Source organism: Kribbella sp. CA-247076, from assembly GCF_050942445.1.
Taxonomy (GTDB): Bacteria; Actinomycetota; Actinomycetes; order Propionibacteriales; family Kribbellaceae; genus Kribbella.
On the sequence record NZ_CP192051.1, the window covers coordinates 2025513 to 2043896 of the forward strand.

An 18384-nucleotide genomic window follows, 5' to 3' on the forward strand; every position below is an offset into this window, starting at 1 on the left:
ATGCAGACACAAGAATTCGTCCGGTACTCCCCGGATCTCGAGACCATCGATCCGGACCTGGAGAAGTACCTGGCGAAGATCATCGAGTTCTGGGAGCAGAAGGGTCGCGAGTCGCCGGTCGTCGAGGGCACCGGCCGCGCGGTCCGCGGAGCGCATGCCAAGGCCATCGGCGTGGTGAGGGGCGAGCTCGACATCCTCGGTGACGTCCCTGCGCCGTACGCGCAAGGCATCTACGCCCGACCCTGCCGGCACGACGTGGCGCTGCGGTTCTCGAGCGCGTCCAACCATCTCGGTCCGGACGCACAGCTCGGGCCGGTGCTGGGCCTGGCGCTCAAGATCTTCGGCGTCGACGGTGTGAAGCTGGTCGACGAAGAGCCCGAGGCGCCCACGTTCGACCTGGTGCTGAAGAACAGCCCGACCTTCATCGCGAACACCGCGAAGCACTACCTGTTCATCGAGGAGATCGGCAACAACCTGGGCCAGTACCTCGCCCGCGGACAGGCGGGCTTCCACGACCTGCTGGGCGACTTCGTCACCGGAAAGGGGACGCTCGAGCAGCACGAGTGGGCCTGGGACGAGTTGTTCGCCTTCATCAAGACCGCGACGCGGACGCCGGTGCGCAATCCGCTGCTCACCACCTACTTCTCGATGGCGGCGGTCCGCCACGGCGACTACGTCGCCAAGGTCCGCGTGGCCGCGGCGGCCGGGAACACCGAACGCGCTCGCCACCACGAGCTCGACCTCACCAGCGGACCGGACGTCTACGGACCGGTCGTCGCCGACGAGCTGACGGCGAACGGCTTCGACTTCGACCTGCAGGTGCAGCTGTGTGCCGACCTCGACAAGATGCCGGTGAACAGGGCCACCGTCGAATGGCCGGAGAAGCTGTCACCGTACGTGACCGTCGGGCGTATCCGCGTCCCGCCCCAGGACGTCTCCCGGAACGTCGAAGCAGGTGACGCCCTCGCGTTCAACCAGTGGCGGGTCACCGACCAGCACCGGCCGCTGGGCGAAATCATGAACGTACGCCGGATCTACACAGCGTCGGCGAAGGTCCGAAGGACGCTCAACCACCAGCCGCAGCTCGAGCCGACCAGTGTTCGGGAGGTCTTCGACCAGGGTCCGCCACTGGCGCGAGCCGCGGAGAGAGCCGCGACCGTGGACGGTATGGCGACCACACACGTTCCTGGGGCCCGGTTCCGCACCGTCGACGGTGTCCGGATCCGCTACGCCGACAGCGAAGGCTCCCACGAGCCGACGGTCCTGCTGACCAGCCCGTGGCCCGAGAGTCTGTACGCTTTCGCGCCCATCTGGGCAACGCTGGCCGAACGCGCCCGCGTGGTCGCGGTCGACCTCCCAGGCTTCGGACGGTCCGAGCGACGTGACGACCTGATGTCGCCGCGTGCCATGGGTGGGTTCCTCGGCCGGCTGATCAGCGAGCTGGACCTGGGCCGGCCGTACGTCGTCGCGCCCGACGTCGGCACCGCCGCGGCGCTGTTCGCGGCCGCGGACCACCCGGAGCAGCTCGCCGGCCTGGTCGTCGGGGCCGGCGGTGTCGCGGTCCCCGTGCAGCTGGGCGACCCGCTCAAGTCGTGGGTCCTCGACCCGGACCTGGAGAAGTACCGGCACACCGACCCGCACGCGGTGGTCAACACGGCGATGGACACCCACGCCCACGACGTACCGGACGAGATCCGGGCCGACTACCTGACGTCGTACGAGGGCGACCGGTTCTTCGAGTCGATGGCCTACGTACGTCGCTATCCCGAAGAGCTCCCGGTGCTCGCCGAGCTCCTGCCCACGATCGCCACGCCGGTGACGATCATCGGCGCCCTGCACGACCGCGTCGTACCGATGGCGAACGCCGAGTTCCTGGCCGAACGGATCCCGGACAGCCGGCTCGTGGTGCTGGAGGCCGGCCACTTCGCGTGGGAGGACACCCCGGCCGAGTACGCGGCGACGATCCTGGGCGCGCTGAAGAACCAGTCCGAGAGCAGGTGAACCGCGATGGCGGGATTCGACTACGACGTGCTCATCGTCGGCTCCGGGTTCGGCGGCAGTGTCTCCGCCCTGCGAGCTGCGGAGAAGGGGTACCGGGTCGGGGTGCTGGAAGCCGGCCGGCGCTGGAACGACGCGGACATCCCGAAGAGCCAGTGGCACCTTCCCGGGTTCCTCTGGTTCCCCGCGGCCGAGCTGTACGGGATCCAGCGGGTCGAGTACCTGGACGACGTCCTCGTGCTGTCGGGCGCGGGGGTCGGTGGCGGGTCGCACGTCTACGCGAACACGTTGTACGTGCCGCCCAAGCAGTTCTTCGAGGCCCGGGAGTGGTCGAGCATCACCGACTGGGCCGATGAGCTGGCACCGTTCTACGACCAGGCGACCCGGATGCTCGGAGCGGTGCGGTACCCGTACCAGCCGACCGACGTCGATCGCGTGATGCTGCAGGTCGCGAACGACATGGGCCGGGGAGAGACGTTCAACAAGGCCCCGGTCGGCGTGTACTTCGGGAATCCCGGTGTGGAGGCCGAGGATCCGTACTTCGGTGGCGTGGGCCCTCGGCGTACCGGGTGCATCTCGTGCGGCAAGTGCAACATCGGCTGCGGCTTCAACGCGAAGAACAAGCTGACCACGAACTACCTGTACCTGGCCGAGAAGCTGGGCGCGCGGGTCCACGAGTTGCAGGAGGTGTTCGCGCTGCAGCCGCTCGAGGGTGGCGGGTTCGAGGTCTACGCGCGGCATCCGGGATGGGTCCAGCGCGCGGCCCGTTGGCCGCATCGCACCTACACCGCGCAGCAGGTCATCGTGGCCGCGCACGCCTACGGCTCGGCGAAGCTGTTGCTGCACATGCAGCACGAGGGCCGGCTGCCAGGCGTCTCGACCGAGCTCGGGAAGCGGGCGCGGACGAATTCCGAGCAGCTCCTGGCGATCACCCGGACGAACGCCGAGTGGAAGCGCGATCCGGACCGGATCCGCCTCACCCCCGGATCGGTGTCGATCACCTCCGGTGTCTGGCCGGATGCCGTCACCAGCATCGAGCCCGTGTACTGGGGTGTCGGGAACGACCTGTTCGCGTTCCTCGTCACCTACCACCAGCACGGGGAGCAGAAGCATCCGACCGCGTCGTGGGTGAAGCAGTTGCTCAAGCAACCGGGCTCCGTGCTGAGTCTGAGCGATCCCCGCCGGTGGGCCGAGCGCACGGTCATCATGCTCTGTTCGCAGACGACCGACACGTCGATCGAGCTCTACTGGAGCGGCCGCCGCTTGCGCAGCCGTCATTCCGGCTCGCCGCCGTCGGTGCACATCCCGATCGTGGAGGAGTTCGTCGACCGGATGGCGGCGCGGATGAACGGCCGTCAGGGTGCGCTGCCCTTCGAGGTCGTCAACCGGACGGCGTCGGCGCACTTCACCGGCGGGATCCCGATCGGCGACAGCAGCGAGAGCGGCGCCGTGGACCCGTACCAGCGGGTCTTCGGCCGGCCCGGCCTGCATGTCATCGACGGCAGCGTGATGCCGGCCAACACCGGAGTGAACCCGTCGCTGTCGATCACGGCGCTGGCCGAGCGCGCGTTGTCGCTGTGGCCGAACAAGGGCGACGCCGACCCACGACCGCCCTTGGGGTCGGGGTACGAGCGGGTGAGTCCGGTGATGCCGCACCGCCCGGTCGTGCCCGCGGGCGCGCCGGGGGAGTTGCGCCTGGATGCGAAGAAGTCCGACGTCATCCCCGACTACCCCTACTAGCGGAAGGACGATCCGATGACCGATCTCGCGGCAGGGGTGTTCCGCACCGTCGCCCAGGCGGACGCCGTCGCCGACGGCACGGTGGTCCCGCAGTACGTGAGCGATCGCCGGCTCCGCATCTCCATCGCACGAGTGGACGGGCAGGTCTACGCGTTCGACGACCTCTGTACCTGCAGCGACCAGCGATGCCCGTTGTCCGGCGGCCTGCTCGCCGGACCGACGGTGATGTGTCAGTGCCACGGTTCTCGCTTCGACCTCGCCACCGGCGCCGTGCTGGTCGGGACGGCCACCCGGCTGCGGGTGTACGAGGTCCGCGAAGCCGACGGCAATCTCCAAGTCCGGCTGTGACCGCGAGTGAAGGAACACGATCATGAATGACACGCTGACCGAACCGATCCGGACGATCGAGGCGGAGAACGGTGTGACCTACGCGTACCGGCGCCTCGGGAGCCGTCAGGACCGGCAGCCGCCGCTGGTGTTCCTGCAGCACTTCCGCGGCAATCTCGACAACTGGGACCCGCTGCTCGTCGACACGATCGCTGCGCAGCGCGAAGTGATCATGCTCGACAACACCGGGGTCGGCGGTTCCTCGGGCCGGGTTCCGCTGACGGTCACCGAGATGGCGCGGGACGCGATCGCGTTCCTCGACGCGCTCGGCCTGCGGCTGGTCGACGTACTCGGGTATTCGCTCGGTGGGATGGTCGCGCAGGAGGTCGCCCTGCTGCGGCCGCGTGCCGTCCGTCGGCTCGTCCTCGCCGGTACCGGACCGCGTGGTGGGCCGCAGATGCACGGCTGGATCGTCGACATCGAACGGACGGCGAACCAGGCGGACAACGGTCCGGACGACCTGCTGCACATCTTCTTCGAGGTCACCGAGACCAGCCGTGCACTCGGACGGGCCTATCTGCAACGCGCCTTCGGCCGCACGAACGGCCGGGACAAGCCGAACGGTCTCGACGTCGCGCGGGCGCAGTACGACGCCATCGTCGAGTGGGGGATCCCGGACCCGACCAGGCTCCACCGGCTGGCCGGCATCACGCAGCCGACGCTGGTGGCGGCCGGTGCCAACGACATGATGATCCCGACGTCGAACTCCCAACTCCTCGTCGACTATCTGCCGAACGCCCGCCTGCGCATCTATCCCGACGCCGCGCACGGCTTCCTGTTCCAGTATCCGCGCGAGTTCGGTGCCCTGGTCACCGAGTTCCTCGGCGCGGCCGACGTCGTCGAAGGAGCCTGATCATCATGCTCACACCCCTGGGAGCCATTGCCCGCGGCCTGGTCGCCGGCGCGGTGGGCACGCTGGCGATGGACGTGCTGCTCTACGCCGAGTACCGCGCCGGCGGCGGCAAGAGCCCGTTCCGCCGGTGGGAATTCTCCGCCGACATCGAGAACTGGGACCAGGCGCCGGCGCCCGCACAGGTCGGCCGTCGTTTGTTCGAAGGTCTGCTCCACCGCGAGCTCCCCGACCGCCGGGCCGCGCTGGTCAACAACATCACGCACTGGGCGTTCGGCATCGCCAACGGCGCGGCGTACGGCGTCGTCGCCGGCTCCACCCCGACGCCGAAGATCCGGTACGGCGTCCCGTTCGGCGCGACGGTGTGGAGCACGGGCTACGTCGTACTCCCATTGGCCGGCCTGTACGAGCCGATCTGGAAGTACAGCGCCAAGGTCCTCGCCAAGGACCTCACCGCCCACCTCACCTACGGCCTGAGCACCGCGACCACCTACCGGCGCCTGACCCACTCCAAGCCGGTCCACCAGTAAGGAGAACGCCATGGCTGGCACACACGCGTTCCACCACCTTCCGCTCCGCAAGCTGGGCTTCGACAACGCTCCGGCGGTGCCGGTGGACCTGCGCGGCATGCCGGACACGCTGGTCCGGCTGGGGGTCAAGGTCAAGCAGTACGAGCAGGCCCTGCAGGGCCTCGGCCGGATGTACACGATCCGCGGTACCACCAACCGCGCCTACACCTTCCTGTACGGCGACCAACCGCCGGACGCCAAGCGGGCGCGGGCACGCGAGCGACTGAGGAACTTCCTGCACCACAATCCGCTGGAGATCCACGCCGCGCTGGCGGCGGAGAAGATCAGCGAACAGGACGACGCACCGGCCGGCCACAACCTCACCACCGTCTCACTGGAGGATCCGCGGCAGTGGTCGATGTCGTGGACCACGCTCCCGGACGTCTACAGCCTGGGCCTGCCGCATCTGGACGAGTACGCGGCAACCGTCGACGTCGACCAGGTCGGCAAGGCGACCGAGGCGTTCTTCCCGACGATCGCGAACTACGGGCGGTCCTACAACCTGCTCCTGACCCGCAAGGTCCGCACCGCGGACGCCGGGCCATGGCGCGACCTGTTCGGTACCGCCTGGACCGCTGACCTGGACGCGGCCGCCGAGGCCGGCCTGCTGTACGTGATCGACCTGAGGATCTACGAGACGCTCGAGACCCACACGGTGGCCGGAGCACCGCGCTTCACACCGGGCACGGTGACCGTCCTTGTCCAGGACGCCGTGACCAAGGCCATGACCCCCGAGCTGATCCGCGTCGCCGGTGGCGACAACCAGCCGAAGATCTTCGCCCGCCAGAGCGGGTCGACCACCTCCAGCGCCTGGCTGTACGCGCTCCAGGCAGCGAAGGTGTCGGTGACCGTCTACGGCATCTGGCTCGGTCACGTGTACCAATGGCACCTCGTCACCGCGGCGATGCTGATGACGATGTTCGATACCCTTCCGCCCGGCCACCCGGCCCGACGGCTGCTCGAACCGCAGTCGAGCTTCCTGATTCCTTTCGATGACGTCCTGCTCCTGCAGTGGACCGCGGCCGCTCCGCCGACCTCGATCAGCAGTAGCCGCGAGTTCCTCGAGCTGGTCGACCGGTACGCCGACGGCCGTGGGTTCTTCGACGACGACCCGACCGTGCAGCTCGAACACCTCGGCGTCACCGAGTCGGACTTCACCACCGCCGAGTCCTGGGACGGGTTCCCGATCGTCGGCGATCTGCTGTCCATCTGGAACGCCACCGGGCGCTATGTCGACACCTATGTCGACCACGCCTACCCGGCCGACCACGACGTACGCGCCGACCGTCAACTCGCTCAGTGGATCGCCGTGTCGGCTGATCCGGACGGCGGCAACATCGGCGGCCTGCCCGCGATGGACTCCAAGGACGCACTCAAGCGGGTCTTGCACAGTCTGATCTACCGCATCACCGCGCACGGCACCAGCCGCCTGTACCGCAGCGCCAACCCGGTCCTCACCTTCGTCGCGAACTTCCCGCCGTGCCTGCAGGAACCGACGATTCCCGACCCGGCCGAAAGCTTCGACACCCGCGCCCTGCACCGGTTCCTGCCGAACACCGGGACGATCGGGGAGATGCTGCACTTCTACTTCATCTTCTGGGCGACACCGCCGTACGTGCCCTTCGTCCCGCTCGAGGGAACGGACGCCGAGCTGTTCTTCGACGACGAGACCAGCAATGACGCCTTGATCGAGCTGCGCGAGTTCGTCATCGACTTCGTCGAGAGGCACGAGCCGGGCACCAGTCAGATCTGGCAGTGGGAACGCAACATCGAGCTCTGAACAACGCACGACGGCCGCGCCGATGGTCAGGCGCGGCCGTCGTGCGCGTTCGCTCAGGATTCCTCGAGCTCGGCGAACACGGCGCGTGCACCGCCGGTGGCGAGCTCGAACGCGCGCGGGAAGAATTCGCCGGCCTCAGGGGTGGCGACCGCCGCGCTCGCCGTCGCGTAGTCCGGCAGGTAGAAGTCGATGAGCCGGTACGCCGGGGTCGGCGAGCCGTCCTCCTTCGGCCAGACCTTGGCGGTCTCGATCCGCAGAACGCCGGGAATCTTGCGCGCTCGTTCGAGCAGGTCGGGATACGCACGTTCGAAAGCGTCCGGGCTGTCCGGGTTGTCGAAGATCACGGTGATCTTGGTAGTCATGACGACCTCCAGGTGTGGGAAGACCCTTCCTCAACGGTCGGTCTCACGGACCTGCCTCGCACCAGGGCACGACCCTGGTCGGCGCACGCCGAGCACCGGGGAGCCACCGGCGGGTGCGCGGCGGGTGCCTTTCGCCGCCGGGGACCCGGACTTATCGTGACGTCATGCCCGCATCGAAAACGCCGGCCTTCGCCGGGCGCGTGCGCGAGCGCCGGGCTCTCGACGAGCTGCTGGCGCGAGTCCGCGGAGGCGCCAGCGGCGTACTCGTCGTGCGTGGCGAGGCCGGCATCGGCAAGACGATGCTGATGGGCTACCTCGCGAGCGAGGCCGCGGATTGCCGGCTCGCTCGGATCGACGGCGTGGAATCCGAGATGGAACTGCCGCTCGCGGCGCTGCACCAGCTCTGCACGCCGCTCCTGGGCAGCGTGGACAGGCTGCCGAAACCTCAGCAGCGCGCGCTGCGAGTGGCCTTCGGGATGTCGGCCGAACCTGCTTCGGACCGGTTCGTCCTGGGCCTCGCGGTCCTGAGCTTGCTGGCCGAGAGCGCCGACGGACGGCCGCTGATGTGCCTGGTGGACGACGCCCAGTGGCTGGATGAGGCCTCGGCTCAGGTACTCGGCTTCGTGGGCCGGCGATTGCACGCCGAGCCGATCGGTCTGGTGTTCGCCGTCCGGGAGAAGGGCGGCGAGAAGTTGTTCGGGGATCTGCCGACGCTGACTCTGGAGGGTCTCAGCGACGAGGACGCGCAGGCGCTGCTCGCAGCGTCCGTCCCCGGTTCCGTGGACGAGCGAGTCCGCTCGCGCATCGTCGCCGAAACCGGTGGCAACCCACTGGGACTGCTGGACCTCGCCCGCAGCATGACCGAAGCCGAGCTGGCCGGCGGCTTCGCCGGTCCGCGCCAGGCGAGTCTGGACGGCCGGCTTCAGAGCCTCTACCTTCGCCAGGTTCAGGACCTGCCTGAATCGGCGCGGCAACTCCTGGTGCTGGCGGCTGCCGATCCCACCGGGGATCCCACCCTCCTGTGGAGCGCCGCGCAGACACTTCGACTGGGAGCCGACGCGGCGGCCGCGGCCCGTGCGGAGCGGCTGCTCGAGATCGGCTCCCGGGTGCGGTTCCGCCATCCGCTCGTGAGGTCGGCCGCCTACGTGGCGGCGTCGGCGGAGGATCGACGTACGGCGCACCGGGCACTGGCCGCGGCCAATCGGACCGATCCGGAGCGTCGGGTATGGCACCTGGCGGCTGCTGCCGACGGACCGGACGAGGAGGTCGCCACCGCACTCGAGCGGGCTGCGGCCGAAATCCAGGCCCGGGCCGGAGTAGCGGCCTCGGCCGCGTTCCTCCAGCGCTGCGTGACGCTGACCGAGGACCCGCGACGCTACGTCGATCGAGCTCTGGCGGCGGCTCTGGCACACCTTCACGCCGGTGCGTTCGATGCTGCACTGAGCCTGCTTGCCCGGGCCCAGGCTCACTCGGTCGACGACCTGCAACGCGCCCGCGTCGAGATGCTCCGAGCTCAGGTCGCGTCCGCCTCCGTCACTGGGCGGGAGGCGCCCGTTCTGCTGGTCCAGGCGGCCGAGACGCTGGAATCACTGGACATCGAGCTCGCGCGGACGGCGTACCTGCACGCGTGGCTGGCTTCGGCCGTCGCCGGTCCGCTCGCAGGATCCGGTGGGCTCCTGCCCGAGGTTTCGCGGGCCGCGCGGGCCGCGCCACGGCCGACGTCGAGCCCGCAGGTTCGCGACCTGCTGCTCGACGGCCTGACCACGATGATCCTGCACGGAGGTGCGGCAGCGGAGTCCCGGATGCGACCGATCATCGACGCGTTCCGCGGCGACCAGGTAGCCGACGAGGACAGGTTGCAGTGGGGAGTCCTCGCTCAGGTCGCGTGCATGAGCGTGTGGGACGTCGACAGCTGGATCATGCTGAGCGCCCGGGACGTCGAGGTCGCCCGCGCGACCGGGGCACTGGCACCGTTGTTCGTGGCCTTGAACGCTCATGGCCTGGCGGTCACGATGTGTGGCGACTTCGACAGGGCGGCTTCGTTGGCCGCTGAGAAGGGCGTTGTCAACGAGGTGACCGGCATCAGACTGGCCGCTACCTACGACCTCCTGTTGGCGGGGTACCGGGGACGGCCTGCGGCGGCAGCTCCGCTCTTCGCAGCATCTGTCCAGGACGCGCTGGAGCGCGGGGAGGGGCTGGCCCTCCAGATGGCCGACTGGTCCAAGGCTGTGCTCAACAACGGCCTCGGCCGATACAGCGAGGCAGTGGCCGCCGCGGAACCCGCCACCGCGGAGGCGTGCCTGCCGTACATCACGCAGTGGATCCTGCCCGAACTCATCGAGGCCGCCACGCGCACGACACAGGCGGATCTTGCCGAGGAAGGGCTGGACCGTCTCTCGGCGATGACGAACATCGAGGGTTCCGACTGGGCCAAGGGGATCGCGGCACGGTGCCGTGGTCTCCTCGCCGAGGGTCCCGAGGCAGAGCGGTGGTTCGTCGATGCCATCGAGCGGTTGAGCCGGACACCGCTGAGACTCGACCTGGCCCGAGCGCACCTGCTGTACGGCGAGTGGCTCCGTCGCGTGAATCGGCGGTCGGCTGCGCGGCCTCAGTTGCGCATGGCGTTCGACCAGTTCACGACGATCGGCGCCGAAGCCTTCGCCGAGCGCGCGCGCATCGAGTTGGCTGCCACCGGTGAGAAGGTCCGGAAGCGTGTCATCGAAACGTCGCGCGTGCTCACCCAGCAGGAGGAACACATCATCCGGCTGGTTCAAGAAGGGCGCACCAACCGGGAGATCGCGGCAGAGCTGTTCCTCAGCTCTCGCACGATCGAATGGCACCTGCGCAAGGTCTTCACCAAACTGGGCGTAGCATCCCGCCGCGAGCTGCGTGGCTCGGTGCCTTCGCGCCCAAGCACGTCGCCGCTGTAGGTCGCAGACCTGCACGGGTTTCTGCACCGTGGACCAGTGCTCTCTACTGGGGCGAACCTGTGTCCCGGGCTCCTAGCGTCAATGCCAAGGGCACCGATTCGACGATCAGATCGGCAGGAGCGTGAAGGATGAAGCACGGCATTGACGAGGCATCGGGTGAGGTCGCGACATCGCGTGGCCTGGAGTACGTCGTTCGCACCGCCACACGCGAGGGCCTGACCCGGGACCTTCCCCATGGCCCGAAGGATCTGCTGTGGGTCGCCAACAGCGCGACCTTGATCTACGGCGAGCACGACGCGGTTCTGGTCGACACCTACACGTCGGTGCAGCAGAACGCGGAGCTCGTCGATTGGGTGCGGTCGTTCGACCGGAATCTGACGCACATCTATATCACCCACGGTCATGGCGACCACTTCTTCGGACTGAGCCAACTGCTGGACGCCTTTCCGGACGCCCGGGCCGTGGCGACGGCAGGGACTGCCGCCACGGCTCGTACACAGGGCGAACCCGAGTGGCTGGGGGAATTCTGGGAACGCCTGTTTCCTGGACAGATTCCACCTTTGCACTACCCCGAGGCGCTGCGCGGCGGTTCGTTCGAACTCGAGGGTCACCGACTCGAAGTGGTCGAAGCCGGCTACACCGACACGGACAACACGACCTGCCTCTGGATCCCCGATCTGCGTCTCCTCATCGCCGGAGACGTCGCGTACAACGACACCCACCAGTTCACCGCGCGCACGACCGCCGAGTCCCGCGAAGAGTGGGCGCGCGCGGCCGAACGGTTGGCCGAACTGAACCCGACTGCCGTGATCGCGGGGCACAAGAAGCCCGAAGCCGCCGACAGCCCGACAATCCTCGCGGAGACGGCGCGGTACTTGCGTGAGTTCAACCGAGCAGCCGCGGCGACAGCCACCGCCGAGGAACTGTACGACGACATGCTCGGGCGCTACCCCCGCCGGGCCAATCCAGGCGCGCTCTGGGGTGGCGCCAAGGCAGCGAAGCCCTGACCGTCTCCAGGCCGCGCCCGGGGCGAGCGCGGCGGTGGGTGCAGAAAGCTGGTCTCACCGAGGTTGCGCGACGAGAATGGCGCCATGTCCAACTCGATGCGCGCACTGCTTGGGCGTGGCGACGAGTGTGCGGTGTTGGACGGGCTCATCGAGGAGGTGCGCGGCGGCCGCAGCGCCGTACTCGTGGTGAGCGGCGAGGCGGGGGTCGGGAAGTCCGCGCTGCTGCACTACGCCGTCGAATCGGCGGTCGGCTTCGAGGTGGTCAGGGCTGCCGGAGTCGAGTCGGAGATGGAACTCGCCTTCTCGGCGGTGCATCAACTGTGCGCACCGATGCTCGATCGGCTCGAGCTACTGCCGGAGCCACAGCGCGACGCGATTGCGATTGCCTTCGCACTGACCGATGGTCCGCCGCCGGACCTGTTCCTGGTCGGCCTCGCGGTACTGAGCTTGCTGTCCGCCGCCGCTGAGGACGGTCCGTTGCTCTGCGTGATCGACGATGCGCAATGGCTCGATCGTGCCTCGGCGCAGACGCTGACGTTCGTCGCCCGGCGAGTGCTGGCTGACTCCATCGGGATGCTGTTCGCGGCCCGGGAACCGGATGTGACCTTCCGGAATCTGCCGGAGCTGGCGGTCGGCGGCCTGCCCGAGAAGGCCGCGGGTGAACTCCTCGCCCAGGTGGTGCGAGGACCCCTGGACAGGCGGATCCAGGATCGGATCGTCGCCGAGACCCGTGGAAACCCGCTCGCCCTGCTGGAGTTGCCACGGGACCTCTCGCCCACTCAGTTGGCGGGTGGCTTCGGTCTTCCGGAGGCCCTTCCCGACGCGCTACTGGCCGGACGGATCGAGGACAGCTTCCTGCGGCGCGTCGCCGAGCTGCCTGCCTCGTCACAAGTCCTTCTGCTGGTTGCTGCGGCCGAGCCGACCGGCGATCCGGTGCTGGTTTGGCGAGCCGCCGCGCTCCTCGGTCTGGGGATGGATGCGGCTCATGAAGCCGAGGCAGCAGGGCTGATCGATCTCGGCGGGCGAGTCAGGTTCCGTCACCCGTTGGTTCGCTCCGCGGTGTACCGGGCGGCGTCTGCCGACGATCGACGGCGGGTACACAGCGGTCTGGCCGACGCCACGGATGCGGAACTCGATCCGGACCGCCGGGCCTGGCACCGAGCCCAATCGATCGAAGCTCCGGACGAGGAGGTGGCGGCCGAGCTCGAGCGTTCTGCCGGCAGGGCGCAGGCCCGAGGCGGCCTGGCGGCCGCTGCCGCCTTCCTGGAGCGATCGGCGGCGCTGACTGTCGACCCGAGCCGCCGGGCAGAACGCGCGCTGGCCGCGGCACAGGCGGCGTACCAGGCCGGTGCGCCCGAACAGGCCTTCGAGCTGTTGGCGCGAGCGGAGGCGGGGCCGTCCGATGACCTGACGCGCGCACGGGCGAGTCTTCTGCGCGGACAGATGGCCTTCGCGTCGGGCCACAGCGCCGACGCGTCCTCTCTCCTCCTCGCGACGGCTCGCCGCTTCGAACAGGTGGCCCCGAAACTCGCTCGAGAAACCTATCTTGACGCGCTGGCCGCCGCGACGTTCGTAGGTCGCTTGGCCAAGCTGGCCGGCCTGCCCGAGATCGCTGCAGCCGCGCGTACCGCACCAGCCGATTCAGGTCGAACCCGCGCTCCGGATCTGCTGTTGGACGGATTGTCCCTGTTGATCACCGACGGCTACCCGGCCGGCGCACCGGTCCTGACCCAGGCGGTCAGCGCCTTCCGCCGTGGAGACGTTGCCGCTGAGGACGAACTTCGCTGGTTCTTCGTGGCTTGCCACAGCGCCCATGACCTGTGGGAGGACGAGAGCTGGCACGAGCTTTCCGCGCGCTATCTCGAGTTGGCGCGCAATCTGGGAGCCCTCGGGGTGCTTCCCATCGCACTGGCGCAGCGTGTCGGACTACATCTGCACGCGGGCGAGTTCAGCGCTGCCGCGGCGCTCGTCGAGGAGACATCGGCGATCGCCGAGGCGACGGGAAACGACTTACCGGCGTACAGCGCAATGGCTCTGGCGGGCTGGCAAGGCCGAACCGCCGAGGCGGTCCCGCTGATCGAGGCGATCAAGCGCCACGCGATATCCAGGGACGAGGGGATGGGGCTGAGCATCGCCCACTACACCAGCGCGGTGCTCTTCAACGGCCTCGGCCGCTACCAGGAGGCTGTGGCCGCCGCCGACCTGGCGTGCGCGTATCCACAGGAGCTCGGCTTCGCCAACTGGGGATTGGTCGAGCTCGTCGAAGCGTGTGCGCGGAGTGGCGACAACCAGCGTGCTGCCGACGCGGTCGAGCGCCTCGTCCGTACCACCGATCCGTGCGATACGCCGTGGGCTCGCGGCGTCGAGGCGCGCGCTCGCGCGCTCATCACCGAGGGCGATGACGCTGAGGCTCTCTACCGGGAGGCGATTGATCAGCTGGGCCGCTGCCGAGCCGTGGTGGCGCTTGCGCGAGCCCACCTCGTCTACGGGGAGTGGCTGCGACGTCGTGGCCGACGGGTAGACGCTCGAAGCCAACTTCGGGCTGCCCACGACGTCTTCGTCTCGGCCGGAGCGGAGGCGTTCGCCGAACGCACTCGTCGCGAGCTGGTGGCAACTGGAGAAACGGTGCGCAAGCGTTTCCCCGGCGTCGGCGCCCGTGAGCTCACGGCGCAGGAAGCACACATCGCCCGGCTGGCGCGGGACGGATCCAGCAACGCCGAGATCGGCGCCGAACTGTTCCTCAGCGTACGCACCGTCGAATGGCACCTCCGCAACGTGTTCGGCAAGCTCGGTGTCAGCTCCCGGCGGGCACTCCGCGGCGCACTACCTGGGGCCGACGGCATGTCCTTGAGCGCCGGCGCACGTTCGAGGACGGCGTCGCGCTGATCGACAGACAGCCTGGTACTTCGTGAACCTCACGATGCGGATCGTGACGACGCTGACCGCGCTGCGGGGCCGCCGTGGAATTTGTTGCCGCCGTTCCTCACCAACGCGTGAACCTCGGGACGGGCCGGGGCAGAGGTGCGCTCGCCCGGGAGTTACCTGACGTCTTGGCGGGTGGTGGTGAGGGTTGCGAGTCGGCTCTCGATGCGTTTGATGGTCTCGGCGCCGGCGGTGTCGTCGTCGAGGGCGTTGGTCTCGCGGATGTGTTCGGGGCCGGTGACGAGAGCCAGGTAGCGGCGCCACGCGTCGGCGGCGGCGTCCGGACGCTCCAGGGCGGTCAGCACCTCGCCGTACGAGTGGAGCAGGCGCAGTTCGGCGTGGATTGCGCCTTCCCGGCGGAAGATCTCCAAGGCCGGCTCCGCGTCGCGCGCCGCTTCGGCGAAGCGACCGGCTTTGGCCAGAGTGCGTGCGCGGGCGGACAGGATGTGCGGCTGGAGGTGGTCCATCCCGGGCAGCGACTCGGCCAGGGCGAGCGCTTCCGCGAACGCGACCAGAGCGTCGTCGTAGGCGCCGGACCACAGATAGCCGAGGCCGAGGGCGTGCATCGTGCTGGCCAGCGTCGGCTTGTCGCCGAACTCGCGGACGATGGCGACGGATCGGCGGAGCAGTGTCGTCCGTTCGGTGGGATCCATGGCCATCGTGACGCACATGCTGCGGTAGACGCTGGCCAGACCGAGCCGGTCGCCTGCTTGCTCGTACGCCGCGGCGGCGCGCAGGAACAATGCCCGAGCGCGGTCGGTCTGGTCGGTCCGGGCGAGGTTGGAAGCGGCATCGCGGTAGGCCTCCGCACGCAGCGTCTCGTCGCTGAGCTGCTCGGCCGCGGCTACCGCGAGGTCGGCGTACGGGAGCATGTCGTGCCGTGCATCGATGGCCTGGCTCATGGGGCGCCAGTCGAGCATGATCATGAGTGCCGCCTGGTACTGCCCCAGGTCCATGGCGAGCCTGCAGACGGAGTGCAGAATGTGCCGCTGCTCGGCGTACCAGCTGGTGGCCGCCTGGCTGGAGGAGAACTCCTCGGCCACGATGCCGGGCAGCTCGTCGGCGCGCCCGCTGGAAGGCTGTTGGAAGCTGGCGATGGCGTTGGCGAGGGACCGTACGTAGTGGCTGATGAGTCGTGTCGAAGCGTCCGTACGGCGTTCGCCGAGTAGTCCGAGGGCGTACTCGCGGACGAGGTCGTGGAAGGCGTAGGCAGTTGGACTGAGCTGCCGGAGCACACTGGCGGCCGTCAGCTCCGCGAGTACGGCGCGTGTCGTGCCGGCGTCGAATCCGGTCAGGCTGATCGAGGCTGCGACGGAGATGCTGGGGCCGGGGTGGCAACTGAGCACCGCGAACGCGTGCAGCGCATCCTCGGACAGCCCGCGCGCCGACCACGAGAACACCGCGCTGAGGTCGAGGCCGGAGCCGTCGGCCGCGAGTGCGGGCAGGCGGAGATCGGAGTTGACGAACTCGCGCACGAACAGGTCGAGCGGGAACCGCGGATTCGCCACGGCCCGGGCGGAGACGATCGCCAGCGCGAGCGGAAGGCCGCCGCAGGCCTGGCCCAGCTGGATCAGCGCCTCGCGATCGTCAGCGGTGTGCCGGTCGGCGAGCCGGCGGGCGAAGAACTCCGCGACTTCGTCGTCGTCGAACGGCTCGAGCTCGATCGGGGTCGCCTGGTTGAAGGCCACCAGGGCGGGCAGGCTGTTCCGGCTGGTGATGACGACCAGATGGCGTCCCGCTCCTGGTAGCAGCGGCTCGACCTGCTGATAGTCGTGCGCGTTGTCGAGCACGATCAGCATGCGGCGATCGGCGAGCAGGGTCCGCAGCAGCGCGGACCGGGCGTCGAGAGAATCGGGCAGTCCCTGAGCGGGGACGCCGAGGCCGAACAGCATGTCCTGCAGGGCATCGAGCGGAGCTGTCGGTGCGGCGGTCGCATCGAAGCCACGCAGGTTGGCGAACAGTTGACCGTCGGGGAAGTGATCGGCGAGGTCGTGGGCGCACTGCAGCGCCAAGGTGGTCTTGCCGACTCCTGCCATGCCGGTGACGAGCAGCAGTCGGCTCGGCCTGGTGAGGTCGTCCCGGAACGTACGCCGTACGTCGGCGCGTCCCACGAATCCGGGCACGGTCGCCGGAACCTGGGCGGGCGCGACCCGCACGAACGGACGTCGGTCCGTTTCGCCTGAATGCCGTTGTCCGGCAGCGCCTGGCGCGCCGCGGCGAGGATCTCCGAGCGCTGCCGCATGGGCCTGCTCGAGGAGCGTCCCCGGACCCACGCCGAGCTCGCGGTCGAGGGCCGCCCGGATCTCGCGGTAGACGCCGAGCGCGTCGGCCGTGCGGCCGATCGCGGACAAGGCGAGGACGAGATGAGCGTGCAAGGACTCGTCGAGCGGGTGGTGCGTGCTCGCGGTCCGCAGTACCGGGACCATCGCGGCGTACTCGGGTGCGACGGCACACAACTCGGCGGCGGAGACGATGGCGCGGACCCGTTCGTCCTCCAACCCGACGAACGCGGCCAGGCTGCGAAGCCGGTCGTCGCCGGCGGGCGCCGCCGCCACCTCGAGCGCGTCCAGGAATCCGCGCAGCGATGCCGTCCGATCGCCCTGCTCGGACAGCCCGCGGGCCTGTCTCACCGCGGCCCGGAACTGGGCTACGTCACTCTCCTCGGGGCCGGCGACCAGCCGGTAGCCGGTGCCGGCCGGCAGCAGGTATCGGCCGGCTTCGCGACGTACGAGCTGCGGCTCGCAGATTCGCCGGAGCGCGCCGATATGCCGGTGGATCTGGTTCGTCACCGACGCGGCAGGTTCGCCGGGCCAGAGCTCGTCGACGAGTTCCGACAAGCCGACCGTCTCGCCGGGTGTCGCGAGCAGGAGTCCGAGGATCGCGCGCTGCTTGCGCTGGGTGACCGGGATCTCGACGCCGGCGCGGATGACGCGGACACCGCCGAAGAGCCCGAACCGGACCGGCGAGTTGCTGTGGCCCATAGCGGAGGCTACCACCGCCGAACGGCGCTCGACCACGCCGGCTCGATCCACCCGTTCGCCAAGGATCGCAGGCGTCCGCACACTTTCCGCGCACTTCTTCGGCGGCTGCCGTGGCTACCGTCCGGCGTATCCACTCATCCCCTCGGCTTCAAGGAGCGCACGATGTCCGATCCGATCAAGAACGTGGTCCTGGTCCATGGCGGGTTCGTGGACGGGTCCGGCTGGCAGCAGGTTCACGACCTACTGACGGCCGATGGCTACCAGGTCGCGGTCGTCCAGAACCCCACGCTGTCTCTCGAGGACGACGTCGCCGTCACCCGCCGGGTTCTCGACGCCCAGGACGGTCCGGTCGTGCTGGTCGGCCACTCGTACGGCGGCGCGGTCATCAGCGAGGCCGGCAACCACGAGAAGGTGACCGCCCTCGTCTACATCGCGGCCTTCGCCCCGGACAAGGGCGAGTCGGTCAATACGCTGATCGCGGACCCGCCACCGGGAGCGCCCGTCCCGCCGATCCTGCCGCCGGTGGACGGCTTCCTCTTTCTCGACAGCGACAAGTTCGCAGCGTCCTTCGCCGCCGACCTGCCGGCTTCGCTCGCCCGCTTCATGGCCGACTCGCAAGTGCCGTGGGGCGTGGATGCCCTCGGTGGCGTCAACACCCGGCCGGCGTGGCGAGACAAGCCGAGCTGGTACCTGGTCGCGACTGACGACCGCATGATCCCGCCGCCGGCTCAGCGCGCGATGGCGGACCGGGCCGGCGCCACGGTGAGCGAGGTCGCCGCGAGCCACTCCCTCTATGTCTCGCAGCCCCAGGCCACCGCGGAGGTCATCAAGCAGGCTGCCGGATCGGGCTCCTGAGCG

Annotated in this window: 12 protein-coding genes; 10 read left to right on the forward strand and 2 right to left on the reverse strand. The window is 69.1% G+C overall.

Annotated elements, in window-relative coordinates; all coding sequences use genetic code 11:
* The 6 genes from ACQPYZ_RS09775 to ACQPYZ_RS09800 are packed head-to-tail and all read left to right on the forward strand — an operon-like array spanning nucleotide 1 to nucleotide 7324.
* On the forward strand, nucleotides 1-2001 hold the full coding sequence (locus ACQPYZ_RS09775; protein ID WP_433167128.1) for an alpha/beta fold hydrolase: 2001 nt from the start codon (nucleotides 1-3) through the stop codon (nucleotides 1999-2001).
* A gap of 6 nt (nucleotides 2002-2007) precedes the next feature.
* Nucleotides 2008-3738, forward strand: a complete 1731-nt coding sequence (locus ACQPYZ_RS09780; RefSeq protein ID WP_433167129.1) for a GMC oxidoreductase — start codon at nucleotides 2008-2010, stop codon at nucleotides 3736-3738.
* A gap of 15 nt (nucleotides 3739-3753) precedes the next feature.
* Entirely contained in the window at nucleotides 3754-4086 is a 333-nt protein-coding gene (locus ACQPYZ_RS09785; protein WP_433167130.1) for a Rieske (2Fe-2S) protein, read from the forward strand.
* A 22-nt stretch (nucleotides 4087-4108) separates the two neighbouring features.
* Entirely contained in the window at nucleotides 4109-4978 is an 870-nt protein-coding gene (locus tag ACQPYZ_RS09790; protein WP_433167131.1) for an alpha/beta fold hydrolase, read from the forward strand.
* A gap of 5 nt (nucleotides 4979-4983) precedes the next feature.
* Nucleotides 4984-5505, forward strand: coding sequence for a DUF1440 domain-containing protein (locus ACQPYZ_RS09795; protein ID WP_433167132.1), 522 nt, complete (start codon nucleotides 4984-4986; stop codon nucleotides 5503-5505).
* A gap of 10 nt (nucleotides 5506-5515) precedes the next feature.
* Nucleotides 5516-7324 (forward strand): lipoxygenase family protein, encoded by a 1809-nt coding sequence (locus tag ACQPYZ_RS09800; RefSeq protein WP_433167133.1) that lies wholly within the window; start codon nucleotides 5516-5518, stop codon nucleotides 7322-7324.
* 53 nt (nucleotides 7325-7377) lie between these two features.
* Here the strand turns inward: ACQPYZ_RS09800 and ACQPYZ_RS09805 are convergent, their stop codons facing one another.
* Nucleotides 7378-7686, reverse strand: coding sequence for a hypothetical protein (locus tag ACQPYZ_RS09805; RefSeq protein WP_433167134.1), 309 nt, complete (start codon nucleotides 7684-7686; stop codon nucleotides 7378-7380).
* A 164-nt stretch (nucleotides 7687-7850) separates the two neighbouring features.
* Between ACQPYZ_RS09805 and ACQPYZ_RS09810 the strand changes: the two genes are divergently transcribed.
* The 3 genes from ACQPYZ_RS09810 to ACQPYZ_RS09820 all read left to right on the forward strand — a co-directional run bounded on the left by ACQPYZ_RS09810 (nucleotide 7851) and on the right by ACQPYZ_RS09820 (nucleotide 14509).
* Complete coding sequence (locus ACQPYZ_RS09810) at nucleotides 7851-10616, forward strand: ATP-binding protein (RefSeq protein WP_433169646.1); 2766 nt, start codon at nucleotides 7851-7853, stop codon at nucleotides 10614-10616.
* 128 nt (nucleotides 10617-10744) lie between these two features.
* The gene (locus tag ACQPYZ_RS09815) at nucleotides 10745-11623 is read left to right on the forward strand and encodes an MBL fold metallo-hydrolase (protein WP_433167135.1); all 879 of its coding nucleotides are present in this window, start codon (nucleotides 10745-10747) and stop codon (nucleotides 11621-11623) included.
* Between the two features lie 84 nt (nucleotides 11624-11707).
* Nucleotides 11708-14509 (forward strand): helix-turn-helix transcriptional regulator, encoded by a 2802-nt coding sequence (locus ACQPYZ_RS09820; protein WP_433167136.1) that lies wholly within the window; start codon nucleotides 11708-11710, stop codon nucleotides 14507-14509.
* A gap of 152 nt (nucleotides 14510-14661) precedes the next feature.
* Here ACQPYZ_RS09820 and ACQPYZ_RS09825 read toward each other — a convergent pair whose 3' ends face one another.
* The gene (locus tag ACQPYZ_RS09825; protein WP_433167137.1) at nucleotides 14662-17526 is read right to left on the reverse strand and encodes a BTAD domain-containing putative transcriptional regulator; all 2865 of its coding nucleotides are present in this window, start codon (nucleotides 17524-17526) and stop codon (nucleotides 14662-14664) included.
* A 162-nt stretch (nucleotides 17527-17688) separates the two neighbouring features.
* Between ACQPYZ_RS09825 and ACQPYZ_RS09830 the strand changes: the two genes are divergently transcribed.
* Entirely contained in the window at nucleotides 17689-18381 is a 693-nt protein-coding gene (locus tag ACQPYZ_RS09830; protein ID WP_433167138.1) for an alpha/beta fold hydrolase, read from the forward strand.
* Nucleotides 18382-18384 lie beyond the last annotated feature (3 nt).